Annotated in this window: 20 protein-coding genes; 7 read left to right on the forward strand and 13 right to left on the reverse strand. The window is 61.2% G+C overall.

The genetic code is table 11. From position 1 onward, the window contains the following. Positions 1–164 precede the first annotated feature (164 nt). From ABI546_RS16450 to rpoH, 6 genes are all read left to right on the forward strand, one after another. A complete protein-coding gene (locus ABI546_RS16450; RefSeq protein WP_348048320.1) occupies positions 165–1,097 on the forward strand; it encodes a hydroxyacid dehydrogenase in 933 nt (310 codons plus the stop codon). Further along, the gene (locus ABI546_RS16455) at positions 1,098–2,108 is read left to right on the forward strand and encodes an Ldh family oxidoreductase (RefSeq protein WP_348048179.1); all 1,011 of its coding nucleotides are present in this window, start codon (positions 1,098–1,100) and stop codon (positions 2,106–2,108) included. A 23-nt stretch (positions 2,109–2,131) separates the two neighbouring features. Beyond that, complete coding sequence (locus ABI546_RS16460) at positions 2,132–3,106, forward strand: tripartite tricarboxylate transporter substrate binding protein (RefSeq protein WP_348048181.1); 975 nt, start codon at positions 2,132–2,134, stop codon at positions 3,104–3,106. 135 nt (positions 3,107–3,241) lie between these two features. After that, a complete protein-coding gene (locus ABI546_RS16465; protein ID WP_348048183.1) occupies positions 3,242–3,706 on the forward strand; it encodes an Mpo1-like protein in 465 nt (154 codons plus the stop codon). Between the two features lie 69 nt (positions 3,707–3,775). Then, positions 3,776–4,069 carry a hypothetical protein gene (locus ABI546_RS16470; protein WP_348048185.1) on the forward strand — a complete coding sequence of 98 codons (294 nt, stop codon included), beginning with the start codon at positions 3,776–3,778 and terminating at the stop codon, positions 4,067–4,069. A 548-nt stretch (positions 4,070–4,617) separates the two neighbouring features. After that, positions 4,618–5,553, forward strand: a complete 936-nt coding sequence (gene rpoH / locus ABI546_RS16475) for an RNA polymerase sigma factor RpoH (RefSeq protein ID WP_348048322.1) — start codon at positions 4,618–4,620, stop codon at positions 5,551–5,553. Between the two features lie 90 nt (positions 5,554–5,643). Here rpoH and ABI546_RS16480 read toward each other — a convergent pair whose 3' ends face one another. From ABI546_RS16480 to ABI546_RS16500, 5 genes are all read right to left on the reverse strand, one after another. Continuing rightward, positions 5,644–6,279: an SCO family protein gene (locus ABI546_RS16480; protein WP_348048187.1), complete on the reverse strand. Its 636-nt coding sequence runs from the start codon at positions 6,277–6,279 to the stop codon at positions 5,644–5,646. 9 nt (positions 6,280–6,288) lie between these two features. Beyond that, positions 6,289–7,209 carry a heme o synthase gene (cyoE, locus tag ABI546_RS16485; protein ID WP_348048188.1) on the reverse strand — a complete coding sequence of 307 codons (921 nt, stop codon included), beginning with the start codon at positions 7,207–7,209 and terminating at the stop codon, positions 6,289–6,291. 9 nt (positions 7,210–7,218) lie between these two features. Then, positions 7,219–8,352, reverse strand: a complete 1,134-nt coding sequence (locus ABI546_RS16490) for a COX15/CtaA family protein (RefSeq protein WP_348048190.1) — start codon at positions 8,350–8,352, stop codon at positions 7,219–7,221. Positions 8,353–8,587: 235 nt separating this feature from the next. After that, a complete protein-coding gene (locus ABI546_RS16495; protein ID WP_348048324.1) occupies positions 8,588–9,220 on the reverse strand; it encodes a hypothetical protein in 633 nt (210 codons plus the stop codon). Positions 9,221–9,303: 83 nt separating this feature from the next. Continuing rightward, positions 9,304–10,056, reverse strand: coding sequence for an SURF1 family protein (locus tag ABI546_RS16500; RefSeq protein WP_348048192.1), 753 nt, complete (start codon positions 10,054–10,056; stop codon positions 9,304–9,306). 18 nt (positions 10,057–10,074) lie between these two features. On the opposite strand from ABI546_RS16500, the gene ABI546_RS16505 reads away from it, so the two are divergent. Beyond that, the gene (locus tag ABI546_RS16505) at positions 10,075–10,302 is read left to right on the forward strand and encodes a twin transmembrane helix small protein (protein WP_348048194.1); all 228 of its coding nucleotides are present in this window, start codon (positions 10,075–10,077) and stop codon (positions 10,300–10,302) included. Positions 10,303–10,375: 73 nt separating this feature from the next. Here ABI546_RS16505 and ABI546_RS16510 read toward each other — a convergent pair whose 3' ends face one another. The 8 genes from ABI546_RS16510 to ABI546_RS16545 form a co-directional block, all read right to left on the reverse strand. Further along, positions 10,376–11,293 carry a cytochrome c oxidase subunit 3 gene (locus ABI546_RS16510; protein ID WP_348048196.1) on the reverse strand — a complete coding sequence of 306 codons (918 nt, stop codon included), beginning with the start codon at positions 11,291–11,293 and terminating at the stop codon, positions 10,376–10,378. A 73-nt stretch (positions 11,294–11,366) separates the two neighbouring features. Continuing rightward, positions 11,367–11,579 carry a DUF2970 domain-containing protein gene (locus tag ABI546_RS16515; RefSeq protein WP_348048198.1) on the reverse strand — a complete coding sequence of 71 codons (213 nt, stop codon included), beginning with the start codon at positions 11,577–11,579 and terminating at the stop codon, positions 11,367–11,369. After that, positions 11,576–12,187 carry a cytochrome c oxidase assembly protein gene (locus ABI546_RS16520; protein WP_348048200.1) on the reverse strand — a complete coding sequence of 204 codons (612 nt, stop codon included), beginning with the start codon at positions 12,185–12,187 and terminating at the stop codon, positions 11,576–11,578. Before ABI546_RS16520 ends, ABI546_RS16515 begins: the two co-directional genes overlap by 4 nt. Before the next feature lie 40 nt (positions 12,188–12,227). Beyond that, the gene (locus ABI546_RS16525) at positions 12,228–12,341 is read right to left on the reverse strand and encodes a cytochrome oxidase small assembly protein (RefSeq protein WP_348048202.1); all 114 of its coding nucleotides are present in this window, start codon (positions 12,339–12,341) and stop codon (positions 12,228–12,230) included. 20 nt (positions 12,342–12,361) lie between these two features. Then, positions 12,362–13,996, reverse strand: a complete 1,635-nt coding sequence (gene ctaD / locus ABI546_RS16530) for a cytochrome c oxidase subunit I (RefSeq protein WP_348048204.1) — start codon at positions 13,994–13,996, stop codon at positions 12,362–12,364. A gap of 106 nt (positions 13,997–14,102) precedes the next feature. After that, positions 14,103–15,305 (reverse strand): cytochrome c oxidase subunit II, encoded by a 1,203-nt coding sequence (coxB, locus tag ABI546_RS16535; RefSeq protein ID WP_348048206.1) that lies wholly within the window; start codon positions 15,303–15,305, stop codon positions 14,103–14,105. A 118-nt stretch (positions 15,306–15,423) separates the two neighbouring features. After that, positions 15,424–15,924, reverse strand: a complete 501-nt coding sequence (locus ABI546_RS16540; RefSeq protein ID WP_348048208.1) for a DUF2244 domain-containing protein — start codon at positions 15,922–15,924, stop codon at positions 15,424–15,426. A gap of 171 nt (positions 15,925–16,095) precedes the next feature. Further along, positions 16,096–16,998 carry a biotin synthase gene (locus ABI546_RS16545; protein ID WP_348048210.1) on the reverse strand — a complete coding sequence of 301 codons (903 nt, stop codon included), beginning with the start codon at positions 16,996–16,998 and terminating at the stop codon, positions 16,096–16,098. Positions 16,999–17,250 lie beyond the last annotated feature (252 nt).

A 17,250-nucleotide genomic window follows, 5' to 3' on the forward strand; every position in this document is an offset into this window, starting at 1 on the left:
TGTAATGCGCTGCCCCCCGAGGGGGCTAATTTTCCTTGGGGCGGCCCGGCGGAAATTTCAGCCCCCACGCTTTTCACTTCGTGTAATGCGCTGCCCCCCGAGGGGGCTAATTTTCCTTGGGGCGGCCCGGCGGAAAATTGGCTTCGCATGCTTGCGGTGCGGTCATGACGCGGGCGCGCATTGTCATCTGCGAGTTTATGGATGAGGGGGCCGTTGCGCGCCTTGCAGCCGCACACGATGTGCTCTACGACCCGAAGCTGGTGGGTGATGCCGCCCGCCTGCGGGCCGAGGCGGCCGGGGCTGACGCCCTGGTGGTGCGCAACCTGACGCAGGTGCGCGGCGACTTGCTGGCGGCCATGGCGCGATGCAAGGTGGTGGGCCGGCTGGGCGTGGGCCTGGACAACATCGACGTGCCGGCTTGCGAGGCCAGGGGCATCAAGGTTATTCCTGCCACTGGCGCAAATGCGCTCAGCGTGGCGGAATACGTGATCGCCAGCACCCTGCTGCTGCTGCGCGGCGCCTTTGCGTCCACGGGCGCGGTAGCCACCGGCCAGTGGCCGAGAGCGGCTCTTGGCAACGGCCGCGAGACCGCAGGGCAAACGCTGGGCATTGTCGGGTTCGGCTCCATCGGCCAGACCACGGCGCGCCTGGCGCACGGCCTGGGCATGCGGGTCATCGCGCACGATGCGATGCTGCCGCGCGATGCGCCGGTGTTTGCGCAGTCGGGCGTCCAGCCCGTTAGCCTTGATGAACTCGTGCGTAGCGCCGACGTTGTCACGCTGCATATTCCGCTGCTCGACACCACGCGCGGCCTCTTCAATGCGGCCCGCATCGGCGCGATGAAAAAGGGCGCGGTGCTGATCAACACCTCGCGGGGCCACATTGTCGACATTAATGCGCTCACCGCCGCGTTGCGAACCGGCCAACTGGGCGGCGCGGCGATCGATGTTTTCGATGTGGAGCCCTTGCCTGTAAGTCCTTCGTTGCAGGATTGCCCCAACTTGTTGTTAACCCCCCACATCTCGGGCGTTAGTGCGCAGTCGAATGAGCGTGTATCGGTGATGATCGCGATCAAAGTTCTGGAAAGTTTTTTGTAGATGGCGCATCTGACTCTCGACGAAGCACGCGACCTGGCAACCCAGGCATTGCGCAAGGCCGGTGCCGCCGAGGCCATGGCCTGCAGTACCGCCAAGGCGTTGGTCCGCGCTGAAGCACAGGGGCTCGCCTCCCACGGGCTGAGCCGCGTACCGCAATACACCACCCATCTTCGCAATGGCCGGGCCGATGGCCATGCCGTCGCCGTCGTGGCGCACAAAAAAGGGGCGGCCGTGTTGGTGGACGCCGGGAAAGGCCTGGCCTTTCCTGCCTGCGATCTGGCGATCACCACCGCTATTGCAACCGCCCGCGAGTTGGGCGTTTGCTTTGTCGGCGTGACCAATAGCCACCATTGCGGTGTGCTGGTCGACCATCTGCGCGCCGCGGCCGAAGCCGGCCTGGTCGGGCTGGGATTTGCCAACGCACCGGCGGCCATGCCGGCCGCAGGCGGCAAGCACCCGGTCTTTGGCACCAACCCGATTGCAGCCGCGTTTCCGCGCCGAAATGCCGACCCACTGCTGATTGATCTGTCGCTCAGCGAAGTCGCGCGCGGCAAAGTGATGCTTGCAGCCAAGGAAGGCAAGCCCATTCCGCTGGGCTGGGCGCTGGATACACAAGGCCGGCCCACCACCGATGCGCAGGCGGCCCTGGAGGGGTCCATGCTCCCGCTGGGCGCCGTCAGCAGCCCCAAGGGCTCCATGCTGGCCTTGATGGTGGAACTGATGGTGACCGCCGTGATCGGCTCCCAATTTTCTTTTGAGGCATCGTCCTTTTTTGTGGACGAAGGCAATCAACCGCGCATCGGTCAGGCTTTTATCCTGATTGACCCGGGCGCCCTTGCAGGCGTTGACACGTACTTTGAGCGCATGGAAACCGTGATTGCCGAAATGCTGCTGGATGACGGTGTACGTCTGGCTGGCGCGCGGCGCACTGCACTTGAAGCGAAGGCACTACAAGCGGGAATCACCATTCCCGACGCGCTCAAATCACAGTTGGATCAGTTGGTTGTTTAAAAATTACTCAAGAGGAAACTGTTATGAAACGTCGTGACATCGTATTGGCATCAGCGGGTGCATCCCTGGTGGGTATTCCGGGTCTGGGGCTGGCCCAGCAAGCCTTTCCCAAACCCGGCAGCACCATCAAGTATGTGGTCCCTTTTACGCCCGGCGGGCTGACCGACATCATGGCCCGCACGGTTGCCCAAAAACTGTCGGAAGCGTGGAAAACTACAGTGATTGTGGAAAACAAGGCCGGCGGAAACGCACAGATCGGTGCTGAATTTGTCGCCAAATCCCCACCGGATGGCAACACCCTGCTGGCCATCACGTTGACGCATGCCGCGAACGTTTCCCTGTACCCCAACGCGGCATACAGCTTCACCAAGGATTTGCGTCCTGTTGCCCTGCTGGCCAATTCGCCGATGCTGATCGTCGTGCCGACGGCCAGCCCCATCAAGGATTTCAAGGACCTGATGGCGGTGTCCAAAACCAAGCAGCTGAGCGCGGGCTCGAGCGGCAACGGCACGCCGGCGCACCTGACCATGGCCTTGTTCAATGATCTGAACAAGACAAAGATGGTCCATGTTCCCTACCGCGGCGGTGCACCGTCGATGGTTGACCTGATCGGTGGCCAGCTGGACGTGGTTTTTTCCAACTTCCCGGAATCGATCGCTCATGTCAAGGGTGGCAAGCTGCGCGCGATCGCAATCTGCAGCCTGGGCCGTCACCCCGGGGTGCCCGACGTTCCCACGGCCTTTGAAGCCGGCATGCCGGGGCTCTTTGTCGAGAACTGGACGGGGGTCATGCTCCCGGCCAAGACCCCGGACGATATCGTGGACAAATACTCGCGCGAGATGATCAAGATCATGTACAGCGCTGAAGTGGAAGAGCGCGCCAAGCAGCAGGGCTTTCGTGTTTCACAAAAGGGTTCGGAAGAATTCGGCCGTTTCCTGAAGAGCGAGATAGACCGCTGGAACCGGATCATCAAGACCGCGAAAATCACGCCGACTTGATCCGGCAAGCAAACCGGTAAGCACAAAGTGCGCAGGCCGCTCGCGGCCTGCGTTACGTTTTGTAAAACACCGCTGCGGTGCTCACTGCCTGACGGAAAATCCGTCCAGAGGCGTTCCTCGCCACTGGAGACGTACATGAACGACATAGCGAATATTCCCGAGACATTTGCGGAACCGCGCAAAGTTGACCAGTTGCTGACGCACTACGGCGAAAGCCACCGGCACCCACGCAACGAACTGATCCACTTCATCGCCATCCCGCTCATCATGCTGAGCCTTGTCGGCATGCTGTTTGCGCTGCATCCTTACGTCGCGTATGTGTTCGTCGCGGCCAGCATGGTCTATTACGCCCGCCTGTCGGCGGTGTTCTTTATGACCATGGCGGTCTGGTCGGTGCTGTTTCTAGGCCTGGTATTCACCATGGGGCCGCTGGTATTGCCGATCTGTATCGGCATTTTTGTTGGCGCCTGGGTCCTGCAGTTCATCGGCCACAAGATCGAAGGCAAGAAGCCTTCCTTTTTTGAAGACATCCAGTACCTATGGGTTGGCCCGCTGTTTGTGCTGAGCAAGCTGTTCGCGCGGCTCGGCATACGCTGGTGACCCGTCCAGCTTGAAAATACCGCGCCGGCCTCCATTTGGGAGGTTTAAACCGTTTCCCAGGTACCTCGCTTGATCAGTCAATTACTGCGCTTTTTCCTCAAACTCCTGCTGGGCATCTTTGCGGCGGTGTTTGCCGTCAGCCTGCTGGTCGCGGCTTTGGTTGTCGTGGCGCTGAGCCTGCTGAAGTCACTGGTTACCGGCCGCAAGCCGGCGCCAGCCGTGGTGTTTGGCCGCTTCCAGCGTTACACCCCTCAGGACATGTGGCCGGGCGGGGCAACCCCGGACAGCCGAACAGCCCCTGGCGCCCGGGATGTCGTCGACGTCGAGGTGCGTGAGGTTCGCGACGACAAGCGGCTGCCGTAAGGTGGCCATCCTGGAATGACGCAGGCTCGCGGTTTGATGCGCGGCCACTGCGGGTACTATTAAATTGATAGCTGCTTGCGCTCATGGAATAAGGGCTACAGGCCGATATGACTCATAAAACCTGCTTCCCAGGCCTTGCGGACGCCGCCAAGGGAGATTTGGGGGGGCAAACAACCGCCTTCCGCGGTCACTGGCCCCTGATGTATGTATCGAATTGGCCTCCAGCCCAATGCCATCCTGCGCGAACAGCTATCAAAAAATGAGCGATCTGCTGGATGATTCGGGGCCAAAGGGTGGCAACAACGGCTGCGAATAGCCGATATGTTGCGGACCGTTCCCAAGCCCCGCTTCCTTTACATGCGCGAAACACGCTGCCGCGAACTAATGCCGACAGGATTCCCTCCAACCCAGGCAAGGGTTTCTACGTATTAGCCTTGCGCTATCCGAGTCATTGAACCTATTGCTTAGCACTCTCTCCAACAGAGTGCTAATATTTAGCAATAGAGAAAAGGAGTTCTGCAGTGTCACATGCTCTTTCCCCCCAATCGCTGACCTCTGCCGTCGCTGCGCCCCAAGCCGGCGCCGTGGCAGCCGTCAACCCTTGGTCGCTGGTTCCCCCACTGGGCAACCTGGACGCCTACATTTCCGCCGTTAACCGCCTTCCCATGCTCACGTTGGAGCAGGAGCAAGAGTTTGCCAAAAACCTCAAGGAAAACAACGACCTTGACTCTGCTGGTAAGTTAGTGCTCTCTCACTTGCGCCTGGTCGTGTCGATTTCGCGTAAATACCTGGGTTATGGCCTGCCCCACGGCGACCTGATCCAGGAAGGCAACATCGGCCTGATGAAGGCCGTGAAGCGCTTCGACCCGGACCAGAACGTTCGCCTGGTGAGCTACGCCATGCACTGGATCAAGGCCGAGATCCATGAGTACATCCTGAAGAACTGGCGCATGGTGAAGGTCGCCACGACCAAAGCCCAGCGCAAGCTGTTTTTCAACCTGCGCTCAATGAAGCAGGGTTTCAAGGACGACGCCGACGTGGCGACGCACCGCGACACACTGACAGAAGGCCAGATCGATTCAATGGCGAAGACGCTGAACGTCAAGCGCGAGGAAGTCATTGAGATGGAGCAGCGCATGTCGGGCGGCGACGTGCTGCTGGACCCGAGCCCGGGCGACGACGGCGAAGACGCTTTCGGCCCGATCGCCTACCTGGCTGACGCCACGCAAGAGCCGACGGCGCTGATGGAGTCGCGCCAGCGTGACAGCCTCGCGTCTGACGGCATCACCGCCGCGCTGGGGGACCTGGACCCACGCTCACGCCGCATCGTGGAAGAGCGTTGGCTCAAGGTGAACGACGATGGTTCGGGCGGCATGACGCTGCATGACCTGGCGGCCGAGTACAAGGTGAGCGCCGAGCGGATTCGCCAGATTGAAGTGGCGGCCATGAAGAAGATGAAGAAGGTGTTGGCCGCCTACGCTTGAAGCCCGCAGGCTCACGCCCTGTAAAAAAAGCCCGCACAGCAATGTGCGGGCTTTTTTCTTTTCGATCACAGCCTTGCACGGCTGCTTCGCTCAGGACTTGAGCAACAGGCGGATGTCGGATGCCAGCGCTTCAGCGCCGGTGCCATAGCGGTTGTACAGGCGGATGCGCCCTTGGCCGTCGAAGACATAGCTGCCGGCGGAATGGTCCATGGTGTAGCTGCCAGGCGTTTTGCCGTCGACCTTTTTGTAATACACCTTGAAGTCTTTTGCGACCTGGGGCAATTGGTCCATGGTCGGGCGCAGCGCCAGGAAGGCCGGGTCAAAGTTGCCCATGTAGGCCTTGAGCAATTCGGGCGTGTCGCGCTCCGGGTCGACCGTGATGAAGATGGCCTGCAGCTTGTCGCCGTCCGGGCCCAACAACTTTTTGATCTGCGCGAGTTCGGCCATTGACGTCGGGCAGACATCGGGACATTGGGTGAAGCCGAAGAACACGACCACGATCTTGCCCGTGAAGTCTTTCAATGTACGGACTTGGCCGTTATGGTCTGTCAGCGTGAAGCCCTGGGCATAGTCGGCACCTGTGAGGTCTATGCTTTTGAACTGCGGCTTGTCCGGCGCACAAGCAACTAAAAGGCCTGCAGCGCCCGTCAACAGAGCGCCACCAGCTATGATTTTGAGAGCGGATCGACGAGCGGACCGAGGCGTGACGGGTAGACAAGGTTTCATGCGCGGGACCTAAACAAGGTAATGGTCGATGAGCAAGGCGGCAAACAGCACCGACAGGTGAATCAGTGAAAAGCGAAATGTCTTGCGCGCCAACGCGTCGGAATAATTGCGCCACAGGCGCCAGCCGTACCAACTGAAGCCAATGCTGAGGGCCACGGCGGCCACCAGATAAAGCCAGCCGCTCATCTTGAAGATAAAAGGCATGAGGCAGGCGGGAAACAGCACCAGCGTGTAGAGGAACACCTGCAGACGTGTGAATTCATTGCCGTGGGTGACCGGCAACATGGGCAGGCCCGACTTGCGATAGTCTTCAACGCGGTACAGCGCCAGCGCCCAGAAGTGCGGTGGCGTCCAGAGGAAGATGATCAGAAAAAGGATCAGCGCCTCGGGGCCGACCGAGCCCGTCATGGCGGCCCAACCCAGCACCGGCGGCATGGCGCCCGAGGCTCCGCCGATCACGATGTTCTGCGGCGTCATGGGCTTGAGGATCACGGTATAGACCACCGCGTAACCGATGAAGGTGGCGAAGGTCAGCCACATGGTGAGCGGGTTCACCCATACATACAAAATCCACGAACCCAGCGCGCACAGGCCGGCAGAAAAAGCCAGCGTGAGCGGATTGCTGAGCTCGCCCTTGGCAGTGGGCCGCCAGGCGGTGCGCCGCATGCGCGAATCAATCTGCTGCTCGACCAGGCAGTTGAAGGCGGCGGCGGCCCCCGCCACCAGCCAGATGCCTGCGCAAGCGATCAACGCGAGCCGCACATCGGGCCATGCAGGCACACCGGGAACGGCCAGCACCATGCCGATCAAGGCGCAGAACACGATGAGCTGTACCACCCGCGGTTTGGTCAGCGCATAGAACTGCGCAAACTTCGACGGAGCGTGAGGCGTGGCGGAAGCCGGAGCGGCGGACGGGGTACTGGGGTTCATGGGGAGTCGCTAGGCATTCGATTTTGACGCATGTGCTGCAAAGGCCTCGCCGCGGCTGGAAAAGACCACGCCGCTGAGCACAATGACGAGGGCTGCGGCACCGCCGGTATGCGTGACCGCGGCGAATAGGGGCCAGCCCAGCACGGCGTTGCTGATGCCCGTGACAGCCTGCAACAGGATGAGCCCCGCCAGCCAGCGCGCAGGCGTGCGAAACGCCGGGATGCGGTGCAAGCAAAAAGCCAGCGCGAGGAACGTGGCAACCACGAGGTAAGCCACGAGGCGGTGGGCATAGTGGATGGCGGTGAGCGCCTGGAAACTGATGTTGGCGCCGTCGTGGCCCGCGCCCAGTTCACGCCAGAGCGTGAAGCCCTGCAGGAAGTCCATGGCGGGCCACAGCGAGTTCTGGCAGCCCGGAAAGTCCGTACACGCCAGCACCGCATAGTTGGTGCTGACCCAACCGCCCAAGGCAATCTGCACCCAGAGCAAGGCAAAGGCAGCGACCACAGCAAGCCGCAGGCCGGCTGAAAGGAGCATAGCGCTTGCACCCTGCGCCCGCGCATACCGCACAGCCTGCGCCCGCAGCAGGGCCAGCAACACCAGGCCGCCCAGCAAGTGCAGCGTGACGATGGCCGGGAATAATTTCATGGTGACGGTGAGCGCACCGAATGCGCCCTGCAGACACACCCACGCCAAAGTGGCGGCAGGCCACCAAACCGAGACCGGGGTCCGCTTGCGCTCCAGCCAACTGGTGATGGTCAGTGTGAGGATCAGCACACCCACACCGGTAGCGAGGTAGCGGTGAATCATCTCGATCCAGGCCTTGGAATGCGTGACCGGCCCGGTCGGCATGGCGGTCTGCGCAGCCTCAATATGCACCTGCGCCCCCACCGGGCTGGCACTGCCGTAGCAGCCCGGCCAGTCAGGACAACCCAGACCCGAATCAGTGAGCCGGGTAAACGCGCCGAAGATCACCAGGTCAAACGTGAGAAACAAAATCACCAGCGTCAGCACCCGCAAACGCTGCGTCACCGGTGCATTCTTGTTGCGTACCCACACCCAGGCCAACGGCCCGACCGCCACCACCAGCCCCATGATCATCAGGCGCAAGGCAGGGCTCAGGTCGTAAAGGTTTTGCGGATTCATGATTAAGCCCACCCCCGTCCAGGCTCACTGCGTGTAGCCTGTTCCCCCCTCAAGGGGGCGGCGCCTGCGGTCTGGCAAAGCCAGTCCCGCGGCGCCCTTGGTTGTGTCCCGTGAATTCTCTTCAACCCAGCATGAGCCGTGGAACCGGCTTTGCCGGGCCACAGGCGGGCGGCCCCCTCGGGGGGCAGCGCATTACACGCAGCCGAAGGCGAAGTAAAAAGCGTGGGGGCCATATCTAGCGGCCCTCTTTGTCCCAGCTGCCCGAAGCACGCAGCAGGCGCTCAAGGTCGCGCTTGGCTTTGGCGGCCGCAGCGGCATCCATATCGGCCGGAAAGCGCATCATCCAGTTGCCGAGCGGATCGACCAGATAAAGATGGTCCTGCAGGCGTTGCCCTGCAGCGGGCTCAAGCCACTGGGCGAGCGCTGCGGGCGCCACGCGCAGTACGGTCGATGCCGTCAGGGCGGGCAGCAGCACATCGCGCACCGGCAGGTCGTCGGCCACCAGCCATACCCGGTCAAGGCGCTCCTTTTCCTTGCCAAGCGATTCACGAAGCTGGCGCTGGAAATACAGGTTCTGCTCACATCGCGCATCGCAAGCGGCGCCGGCGACGCTGATCAGCAGCCACTGGTCTTTCAGCGCCGTGAGCGTTCCGGTGCGGCCATCGAGCGTGCGGGTTTCAAGCGGCGGCAGCGGCCGCTGTGGATCAATCAGTTCGCCAAAATTACGGCGGCCTTCGGGGCGAACCACGTAGTACGTGAAGTAAGACGCGATCACGGGCGCCGCGCACACCAGCAGCACGGCCAGCATTTTCCAGCGGCCGGCCACGGGGTTGGGCGACTGTGTGCTGGACTGGTCCAGCAGCGGCATGGTGTGGACGGTCAGGCCCAACGGCTGGTCTTGCAGTGTGGAAGCGGCAGCGCGTTCGGAAGAAGTGTCGGGCGTAGTGTTTGTCACGGCAGTGGGTCACGGCGTTTGCCGCGCAGGAAGGTACGTAAAGGAAGCAGCAGCTGAAACCAGCCATACAGAAGGACGACCAGGGCACACAAACCAAACCACTGAAAGGCATAGCCGTAGTGCTTGTCCACCCCCAGATTGGGAGCCGCCCACTCGCGCAGCAAACCTTCATTGGCCGCGCCGGTTTGCAGCAGTGACACGTCCATCAGCGGCAGGCCGGTCTGCGCCCGGAAGGCTGGCAAGTCGAGATTTTGCCGTATCCGGCCGCTCTCGACCCCTGTGAACTCATAGAGCCTGGACGGGGGCGGGGCAATGCGGCCCTGCACCGTGACCAGCCCTGCTGGCGTAGAAATTTCAGGCAGCGCGGTGCGGTCGGCAAAATTGCGCGGCACCCAGCCGCGCTGGACCAAAATGGCCTGGGAGCTACCCTCGAGCACCAGCGGCGTGACCACGACAAACCCCGTCTTGCCGCTCATGGGCCGGTTGTCGAGGTACACCGTATGTTCCGCGCGCCAGCTTCCCGTGAGCGCAGCGGGCCGGTGAATGTCGGCGGACAGGTCTTTTGCCGCCAGCAGCGTACGCGCGTCCAGCATGGTGAGCCGGCCCTGGGCCTCTATGGCCGCCTGCAGCGCCTCTTTTTGCGCAGCACGGCGCAATTGCCATTGCCCCAGGGAGAACGTGGTGGCGGCCACCGCCACTGCGGCCAGCGTGAGCAGCCAGAAGCGCGGCGAATGCAACGTGCGTTTCATGGGCGGATAATCCTGTTCATGAATTACCTCGTTGCCTTGGCGTTCATCGCCATCATCGCCAGCCTGGCTTCCGCGCTCTTCTTCATGCTCAAGGGCGGCAGTGACAGCGACGGCAAGCGTAAAACCAGCAATATGGCGCGCGCACTCGCGTTCCGTGTCGGGTTTTCGGTGCTGCTGTTCATCTGCATCTTGATCGCATGGAAGCTCGGTTACATCCAGCCCACCGGAATTCCGGCGGGTAAATAGGTCGGCAGGTAAATGACAAAGGCCGCATCAAGCGGCCTTTGGTTGAGCGGCACAGGCCGCGATTGGTTCCGCCTTACAGCCAGTACACCAGGATATACAGGCCGAGCCACACCACGTCCACGAAGTGCCAGTACCAGGCAGCGCCTTCGAAGCCGAAATGCTTTTCAGGGGTGAAGTGGCCTTTTTGCAGGCGCAGCGTGATGAACAGCAGCATCAGCATGCCGACAAACACGTGAAAACCGTGGAAACCCGTGAGCATGAAGAAGGTGGATCCGTACACACCTGAAGTCAGCTTCAGGTTCATCTCATGATAGGCATGAAAGTACTCATAGCCCTGCACGAACAGGAAGACCACGCCAAGCGCAACCGTCATCCACATGAAGGCGATGGTGCGTGCACGTTTTCCTTCAATGAGGGCATGGTGGGCAATGGTGATGGTGACACCGGAAGTCAGCAGCAGCGCCGTATTGACCGTCGGCAGGGAGCCCATGATGCTGGCCCAGATGCCGCCGCCCACGACCAGCGGCTTCATGGCCGTGAAGGGCTCAATGATGTCTGCCGGCGAGGCCGTCGCGCCGGCAGCCAGGCTGGGCCAGACAGCCTTGAAGTCGGGCCAGAGCAATGCGTTTTCGAGGCTGCCCAATGCAGGCAGCGAATGGGAGCGGGCCCACCACAACGCAGTGAAAAAAGCGCCGAAGAACATGACTTCCGAAAAGATGAACCAGCTCATGCTCCAGCGGAAGGACAGATCGATCCTGTGGCCGTACATGCCGCCTTCGCTTTCGGCGATGGATTCACTGAACCAGCGGAACAGCGTCACCAGCCACCACACCATGCCAAAAGCCAGCGACCATGCACCCCAGGAAGCGCCATTGATCCATTGGCCGGCGCCGAGGATCACGAAAAACAGACCTATGGCCGCCATCACGGGGTGACTGGACGGGCTGGGGACGAAGTAATGGGGGGTTGACCCGTGGGTTGCTGATGACATCGCTCGACTCCTGTTTTTCTCTCGAATTTCCAAATAATCTTTAGTTCAAACCGTATTGCGGAAGGCGCGCCGGCTAGCGCGCCACCATCCAGTTCACCAGCAGCACCAGGACTGCGACAAACACAAACACGGCAATCAACCCAACCCCAATGATGTGGAGCGGATTTAAATTTTTCACGTCTTCTTCGTAGTCGCCGCGCGCACGCAGGCCCACAAAAGACCATGCCACTGCCTTGACGGTGCGCAGGAGAGACGGTTTCTTGGCAGGTGATACGGCCATGGTCATGCGCCCGCCTGTTTTTCGGCCAGCACAGCGGCATTGGTCGCCGGGGGACTTGCCGGTGCGGCCGGCGTCTTGCCGCCCACTTCGAAAAAGGTATACGACAGCGTGATCGTGTTCACATCTTTCGACAGCTTGGGGTCGATCACAAAGACCACGGGCCACTGCTTCTTCTCGCCCGGCGCCAGCGTGTACTGGCTGAAGCAAAAGCATTCGAGCTTGTTGAAATGCGCACCCGCCTGTGCCGGCGCATAGCTCGGAATGGCCTGGGCAGACATGGTGCGGTTTTGCACGTTCTGGAATTCGTACATGACCGTGGTCAACTCGCCGGGATGCACTTGCAATGTGTTCTGGGCGGGCTTGAAATGCCAGGGGCCGCGCGAATTCGCGTCAAACTCCACCGTGATGGTGCGTGTGCGGTCCACCTGGGTGTTGGCCGGCAGATTGGGCGTCGCGCCGGGAATTTGACGGTCCCCCAGAGCCAGCACGTTGATGCCGGTCATCTCGCAAATGGCTTTGTAAATAGGTACCAGCGCATAACCAAAACAGAACATGCCGAGCACGATCACGCCGAGCTTGCCCATCATGTTGAAGTTTTCGCGCTTGAGCCGCATCACATTGGTACCGGTTGGAGCCTGAGGTCGGTCAGTCGGCTCAATGGCCCAGGAAGATCATCTTGGCCATGAAACCGACAAAAAAGACGAGCGCGACCGAAGCCAGTATCAGGGCCAGCCTCAGGTTGCTTTTCTTTTGTTCAGGTGTCGTCATGGCGCGTAGCGATGGATCAATCAACCGATCACGCGGGTTGCCGAAGCATCCAGCTTGGGAGGCGTTTCGAAGGTGTGAAACGGCGCCGGCGATGGGACTTCCCACTCCAGGCCTTCGGCGCCCTTGCCGCCTTCATCCACCCAGGGGTTCTGCTTGGCTGGTGCACCCTTGCCGCGCATCGTGGGGACCACGATGAACAGGAAGAAGTAGAGCTGGGCAAAGCCGAAGAAGAACGCACCCACGCTGGCCACGGCGTTGAAGTCAGCGAACTGCATGGGATAGTCGGCATAGCGGCGCGGCATGCCGGCCAGGCCCAGGAAGTGCATAGGGAAGAAGGTCACGTTGAACGAAATCAGCGACCACCAGAAGTGGATCTTGCCGCGGGTTTCGTTGTACATGACGCCGGTCCATTTGGGCGACCAGTAGTAGTAGCCGGCAAACAGGGCATAGAGCGAACCGGCCACCAGCACGTAGTGGAAGTGCGCCACCACGTAGTAGGTGTCCTGCAGCTGCGTGTCGATGGGTGCGACCGAGAGGATCACGCCCGTCAGGCCGCCGATGGTGAACACGAAGATGAAGCCCACGGCAAACAGCATGGGGGTTTCAAAGGTCATGGAGCCGCGCCACATCGTGGCGATCCAGTTGAACACCTTCACGCCCGTGGGCACGGCGATCAGCATGGTGGAGTACATGAAGAACAGCTGGCCCGTAACCGGCATGCCGGTGGTGAACATGTGGTGAGCCCACACGACAAAGCTCAGGATGGCGATAGAACCGGTGGCATACACCATAGAGGCGTAGCCGAACAGGCGCTTGCGCGAGAAGGCCGGGATGATCTGGCTGATGATGCCGAAGGCCGGCAAGATCATGATGTAGACCTCGGGATGGCCGAAGAACCAGAAGATGTGCTGGTACATCACCGGGTCGCCGCCGCCGGCGGGGTTGAAGAAGCTGGTGCCGAAGTGGCGGTCCGTCAGCGTCATGGTGATGGCGCCTGCCAGCACGGGCATCACGGCGATCAGCAGGTAAGCGGTGATCAGCCAGGTCCAGCAGAACATCGGCATCTTCATCAGCGTCATGCCAGGTGCGCGCATGTTAAGGATGGTCACGATGATGTTGATCGAGCCCATGATGGACGAGGCGCCCAAAATGTGCATCGCAAAAATACCGGCATCCATGGACGGGCCCATTTGCAGCGTCAGCGGCGCGTAGAGCGTCCAGCCCGCAGCAGGAGCACCGCCGGGCATGAAGAAGGAACCGACGAGCATCAGGCCGGCCGGGATCAGCAGCCAGAAGCTGAAGTTGTTCATGCGGGCGAACGCCATGTCGGCCGCGCCGATCTGCAAGGGGATCATCCAGTTTGCGAAGCCGACAAAGGCCGGCATGATCGCACCGAACACCATGATCAGGCCGTGCATGGTCGTGAGCTGATTGAAGAGCTCAGGGTTGACCAGCTGCAGGCCGGGCTGGAACAGCTCGGCGCGGATCATCAGCGCCAGCACACCGCCGAACATCAGCATGAAGAAGCTGAACAGCAGATACAACGTTCCGATGTCTTTATGGTTGGTCGCGAAGACCCAGCGCCGCCAGCCCGTCGGGGCATGGTCGTGGTGGTCATCATGCGCGTGGTCGTGATGGTCTAGAACTGCACTCATCTTGGCTTCCTTTGGTGGCTTTGGCCTGTAGCTTTATCTTGGCAGCCGGCGCATATACAGAAGATATGGCGCCGGCGAATTCTGTTCGTGGGGCGGACGGATCGGCTTACTTGCGGGCAGCCTGCACTTCGGCGGGCTGAACGATCTGGCCGGTCTGGTTGGACCAGTTGTTCTTGGAGTAGCTGATCACGGCGGCGATGTCGGTGTCGCTCAGCGCCTTCCAGGAAGGCATGGCGCCACCGGCGGCGCCGTTGAGCACGGTATGGATTTGTTTGGCATGGTCGGCATCGAGCACGATGGGCGAGCCGTCCAGTGGCTTGATCGGGCCGGCGCCCTTGCCGTTGGCCTGGTGGCAGGCGGCACAGTTGGCCGCATAGACTTTTTCACCGCGGGCCTTCAGGTCAACCAGCGTCCAGACCTTGGTCGGATCATCGGCCTTGGCGGCGGCCTCTTTGGCCTTGACAGCCACCCATGCGGAGTAGTCGGCGGCGGAAACCACCTTCACATGGATAGGCATGTAGGCGTGTTCCTTGCCGCAGAGTTCCTGGCACTGGCCGTAGTAGTCGCCTTCTTTTTCAGCGCGAAACCAGGTGTCGCGCACAAACCCGGGAATCGCATCCTGCTTGATGCCGAAAGCCGGAACGGCGAAGGCGTGGATCACGTCGCTGGCCGTAGTGATGATGCGGATTTTCTTGTTGACGGGCACGACCAGCGGGTTGTCGACCTTGAGCAGGTAGTTGTCCGGTGCTTCGCCGGCTTTCGGGCCGCCGTTGTTGGACATTTCGCGGTGCGTGTTGTCAAGCGTAGAGACAAAGCCGATGCCTTCGCCTTCGCCCTTGATGTAGTCGTAGCCCCACTTCCACTGGATGCCGGTCGCCTTGATGGTGAGGTCGGCGCTGGTGGTGTCCTTCTGGGCGACCAGCACTTTGGTGGCCGGCAGGGCCATGGCGATCACGATGATGAAAGGAACGATGGTCCAGGCGATTTCAACGGCGGTGGACTCATGGAAGTTGGCTGATTTGTGGCCGACGGACTTGCGGTGCATCAGGATGGAATAAAACATCACTCCAAACACGGCCACGAAGATCACGAGGCAGATGGCCATCATGAACCAGTGCAGCCACTGCTGCTCTTCGGCAATCTTGGTCACGGCCGGGTGCAGATTCAGCTGATTGACGGCCGGCCCGCCTTTCAGGTCGTTGACGGCGTAAGCGGCGGTGCTGACCCAGGCGGCCGCAGATACCAGAATTGCGCCTGCATGCTGCATGCCAAGCCGTGTCGTTTTGCTGATGGTGTTGCTTACGTTCATCGTGATCACTTTTTCTGCTTCAATTACCGACGTTACCGACCAAATTAACCTGCTGATTATAAAGTTAGCGGCGGGACACCCCGCCGCACCTGAACTGACACAAGTCTTTCAGGAGCCGTCAGGCGCTTCGCAGTGCCATGCGGATCTCGCGTGCCAGCGCGGGACGCAGCTCCGGGCGCACATGCCGCCCAACCCTGACAGACCGCCCCTGTCCTGACACTTCAATCAGCGAACCGTCTCCGTCCTTGGGTTCGATCCGAACCCATTCACGGTTGAATTCGGCTCGCTCCGTGCGACCTGCCGTTTCCAGCTCCACCACCAGCCGGCTGCCCTGAAGAACGATTTTTTCTCCGTCTCCCGCATGCCGCACATACACCACAAAAGCCGCCCCCACCGCCATCAGTTCGATCCAGGCAAAAGGCATCACCATGGTGGCGCCCTGCAGCCAGAAAAACGCGGCGATTCCCAGTGAGACGCCACACAGCGACACATACAGCCACCCCAGCTGGGCCGGTGTGAGTGAACAATGACGCTTGAGAAGCCACAGCACAGCATCGTGGCTGTGGACGCCCTGCGCAGGCAAGGTGGCAAAACGAAACGCTGGTGTTGGCTGCAGCATGTGGCAACCCTCAAAAAAACTGCGGTTAACGCCAGGCATTGACCGCATGAGGCTGGGGAACATACCCAAAATTTCAGCTTTGAATTGTAGCCGGGTTTGCCTTGCCGCCCCCCTGAAAACCCCTCAATTCGGGGATTGGCGGCGCCTGCGCAACACCCGCTGTGGGCCGCCTTACCCGCCGGAGCGCGGCCCCTGCAGCATGCTGCGCATGTCGGCAACCGACACCGCGCTGAGGGCACTGACCTTGATCCGGGGCTGCGCTTTCAGGGCATGGCCGTAAATGATTTCAAACGTGAGGGAGAGCCGGCCGTCATCTCCTTTGACAAGATGGCGGGACAGTGCATTTTCGAGTTGTGCCTTCCAGGCCCGGCCCCGCAAAGCGGGAAAACGCGCGGGATGAAAGTTGCGGCCCAACTCGCGGAGGTCCTCCAGCAGGCGCATCGGCGTCGCGTAGGTGAGCGTGATGCGCTCCATGTCCATGACCGGCTCGGCAAACCCTGTCTGCACCAGCATGTCGCCCCAATCGTGCATGTCGGTCAGCTCATGCCCCGCTGGAGTCCAGCCCAGCTGCGCATAGAGTTCCCGCAATTCCCTGGCCGTATCCGGGCCCAGGCACGAAAACATCAGGAAGCCGTCTACTTTCAACATCTGGTGCCACCGCGCCAGCAGGGCCTGCGGGTCGGCCGACTCATGCAGCGCCATGTTCGCCCACAGCATGTCGGCAGTACCGGCCGGCGGCGCCTCAAAGCGCATCGCTGCCCTTGTCCAGCGCCGCGGGTTCCACCACGGAATTGCTATTTTTTTGATAGCTGCTTGCGCCCGACCATCAATGGTTTCAACCACAAAACACCTGGATTTAGGGTAAAGCCCAGCCAGCGTCGCTTGCGCCTGAAGCCCGCCGCGCAGCGCACCCCAGTGGACCCAGGTGCGCGGCAGCAACTTGATCCATTGCAACCGGTCCAGCATGCGCCGTGCCACTTCCTCATGGAGCCATGGCGACGCCAGGGGCGCGGAGTGGTCCCAGCGGCTGACCGCGGTCGGATCGAGCGTGGGGGGGCGCTGTGTAGAGGTCATGCAAAAAACGAGGGAGCGAGTGAGAGCGCTGGATCTGAAGGAAAGAGGCACAGAGGCGGCAAGCCACGCGAGTATATTGACACGGTGTTCACACGCCTGCTTGCCCCTGCCGCATTCCCGCCCCGACGGCCCGGGCTCGAGACCCTTTTCGCCGCCCTCCCCAGCCAGTGTGCGGTTTGCCGCAGCTGGCCCGCGCGCCAGGTATGTCGGGCCTGCGTCGCCCGATTTGCCTCCGCCATTTGCCGCTGTAGC

The organism is Polaromonas sp. (assembly GCF_039932935.1).
In the GTDB taxonomy this organism is placed as follows: Bacteria; Pseudomonadota; Gammaproteobacteria; order Burkholderiales; family Burkholderiaceae_C; genus Polaromonas.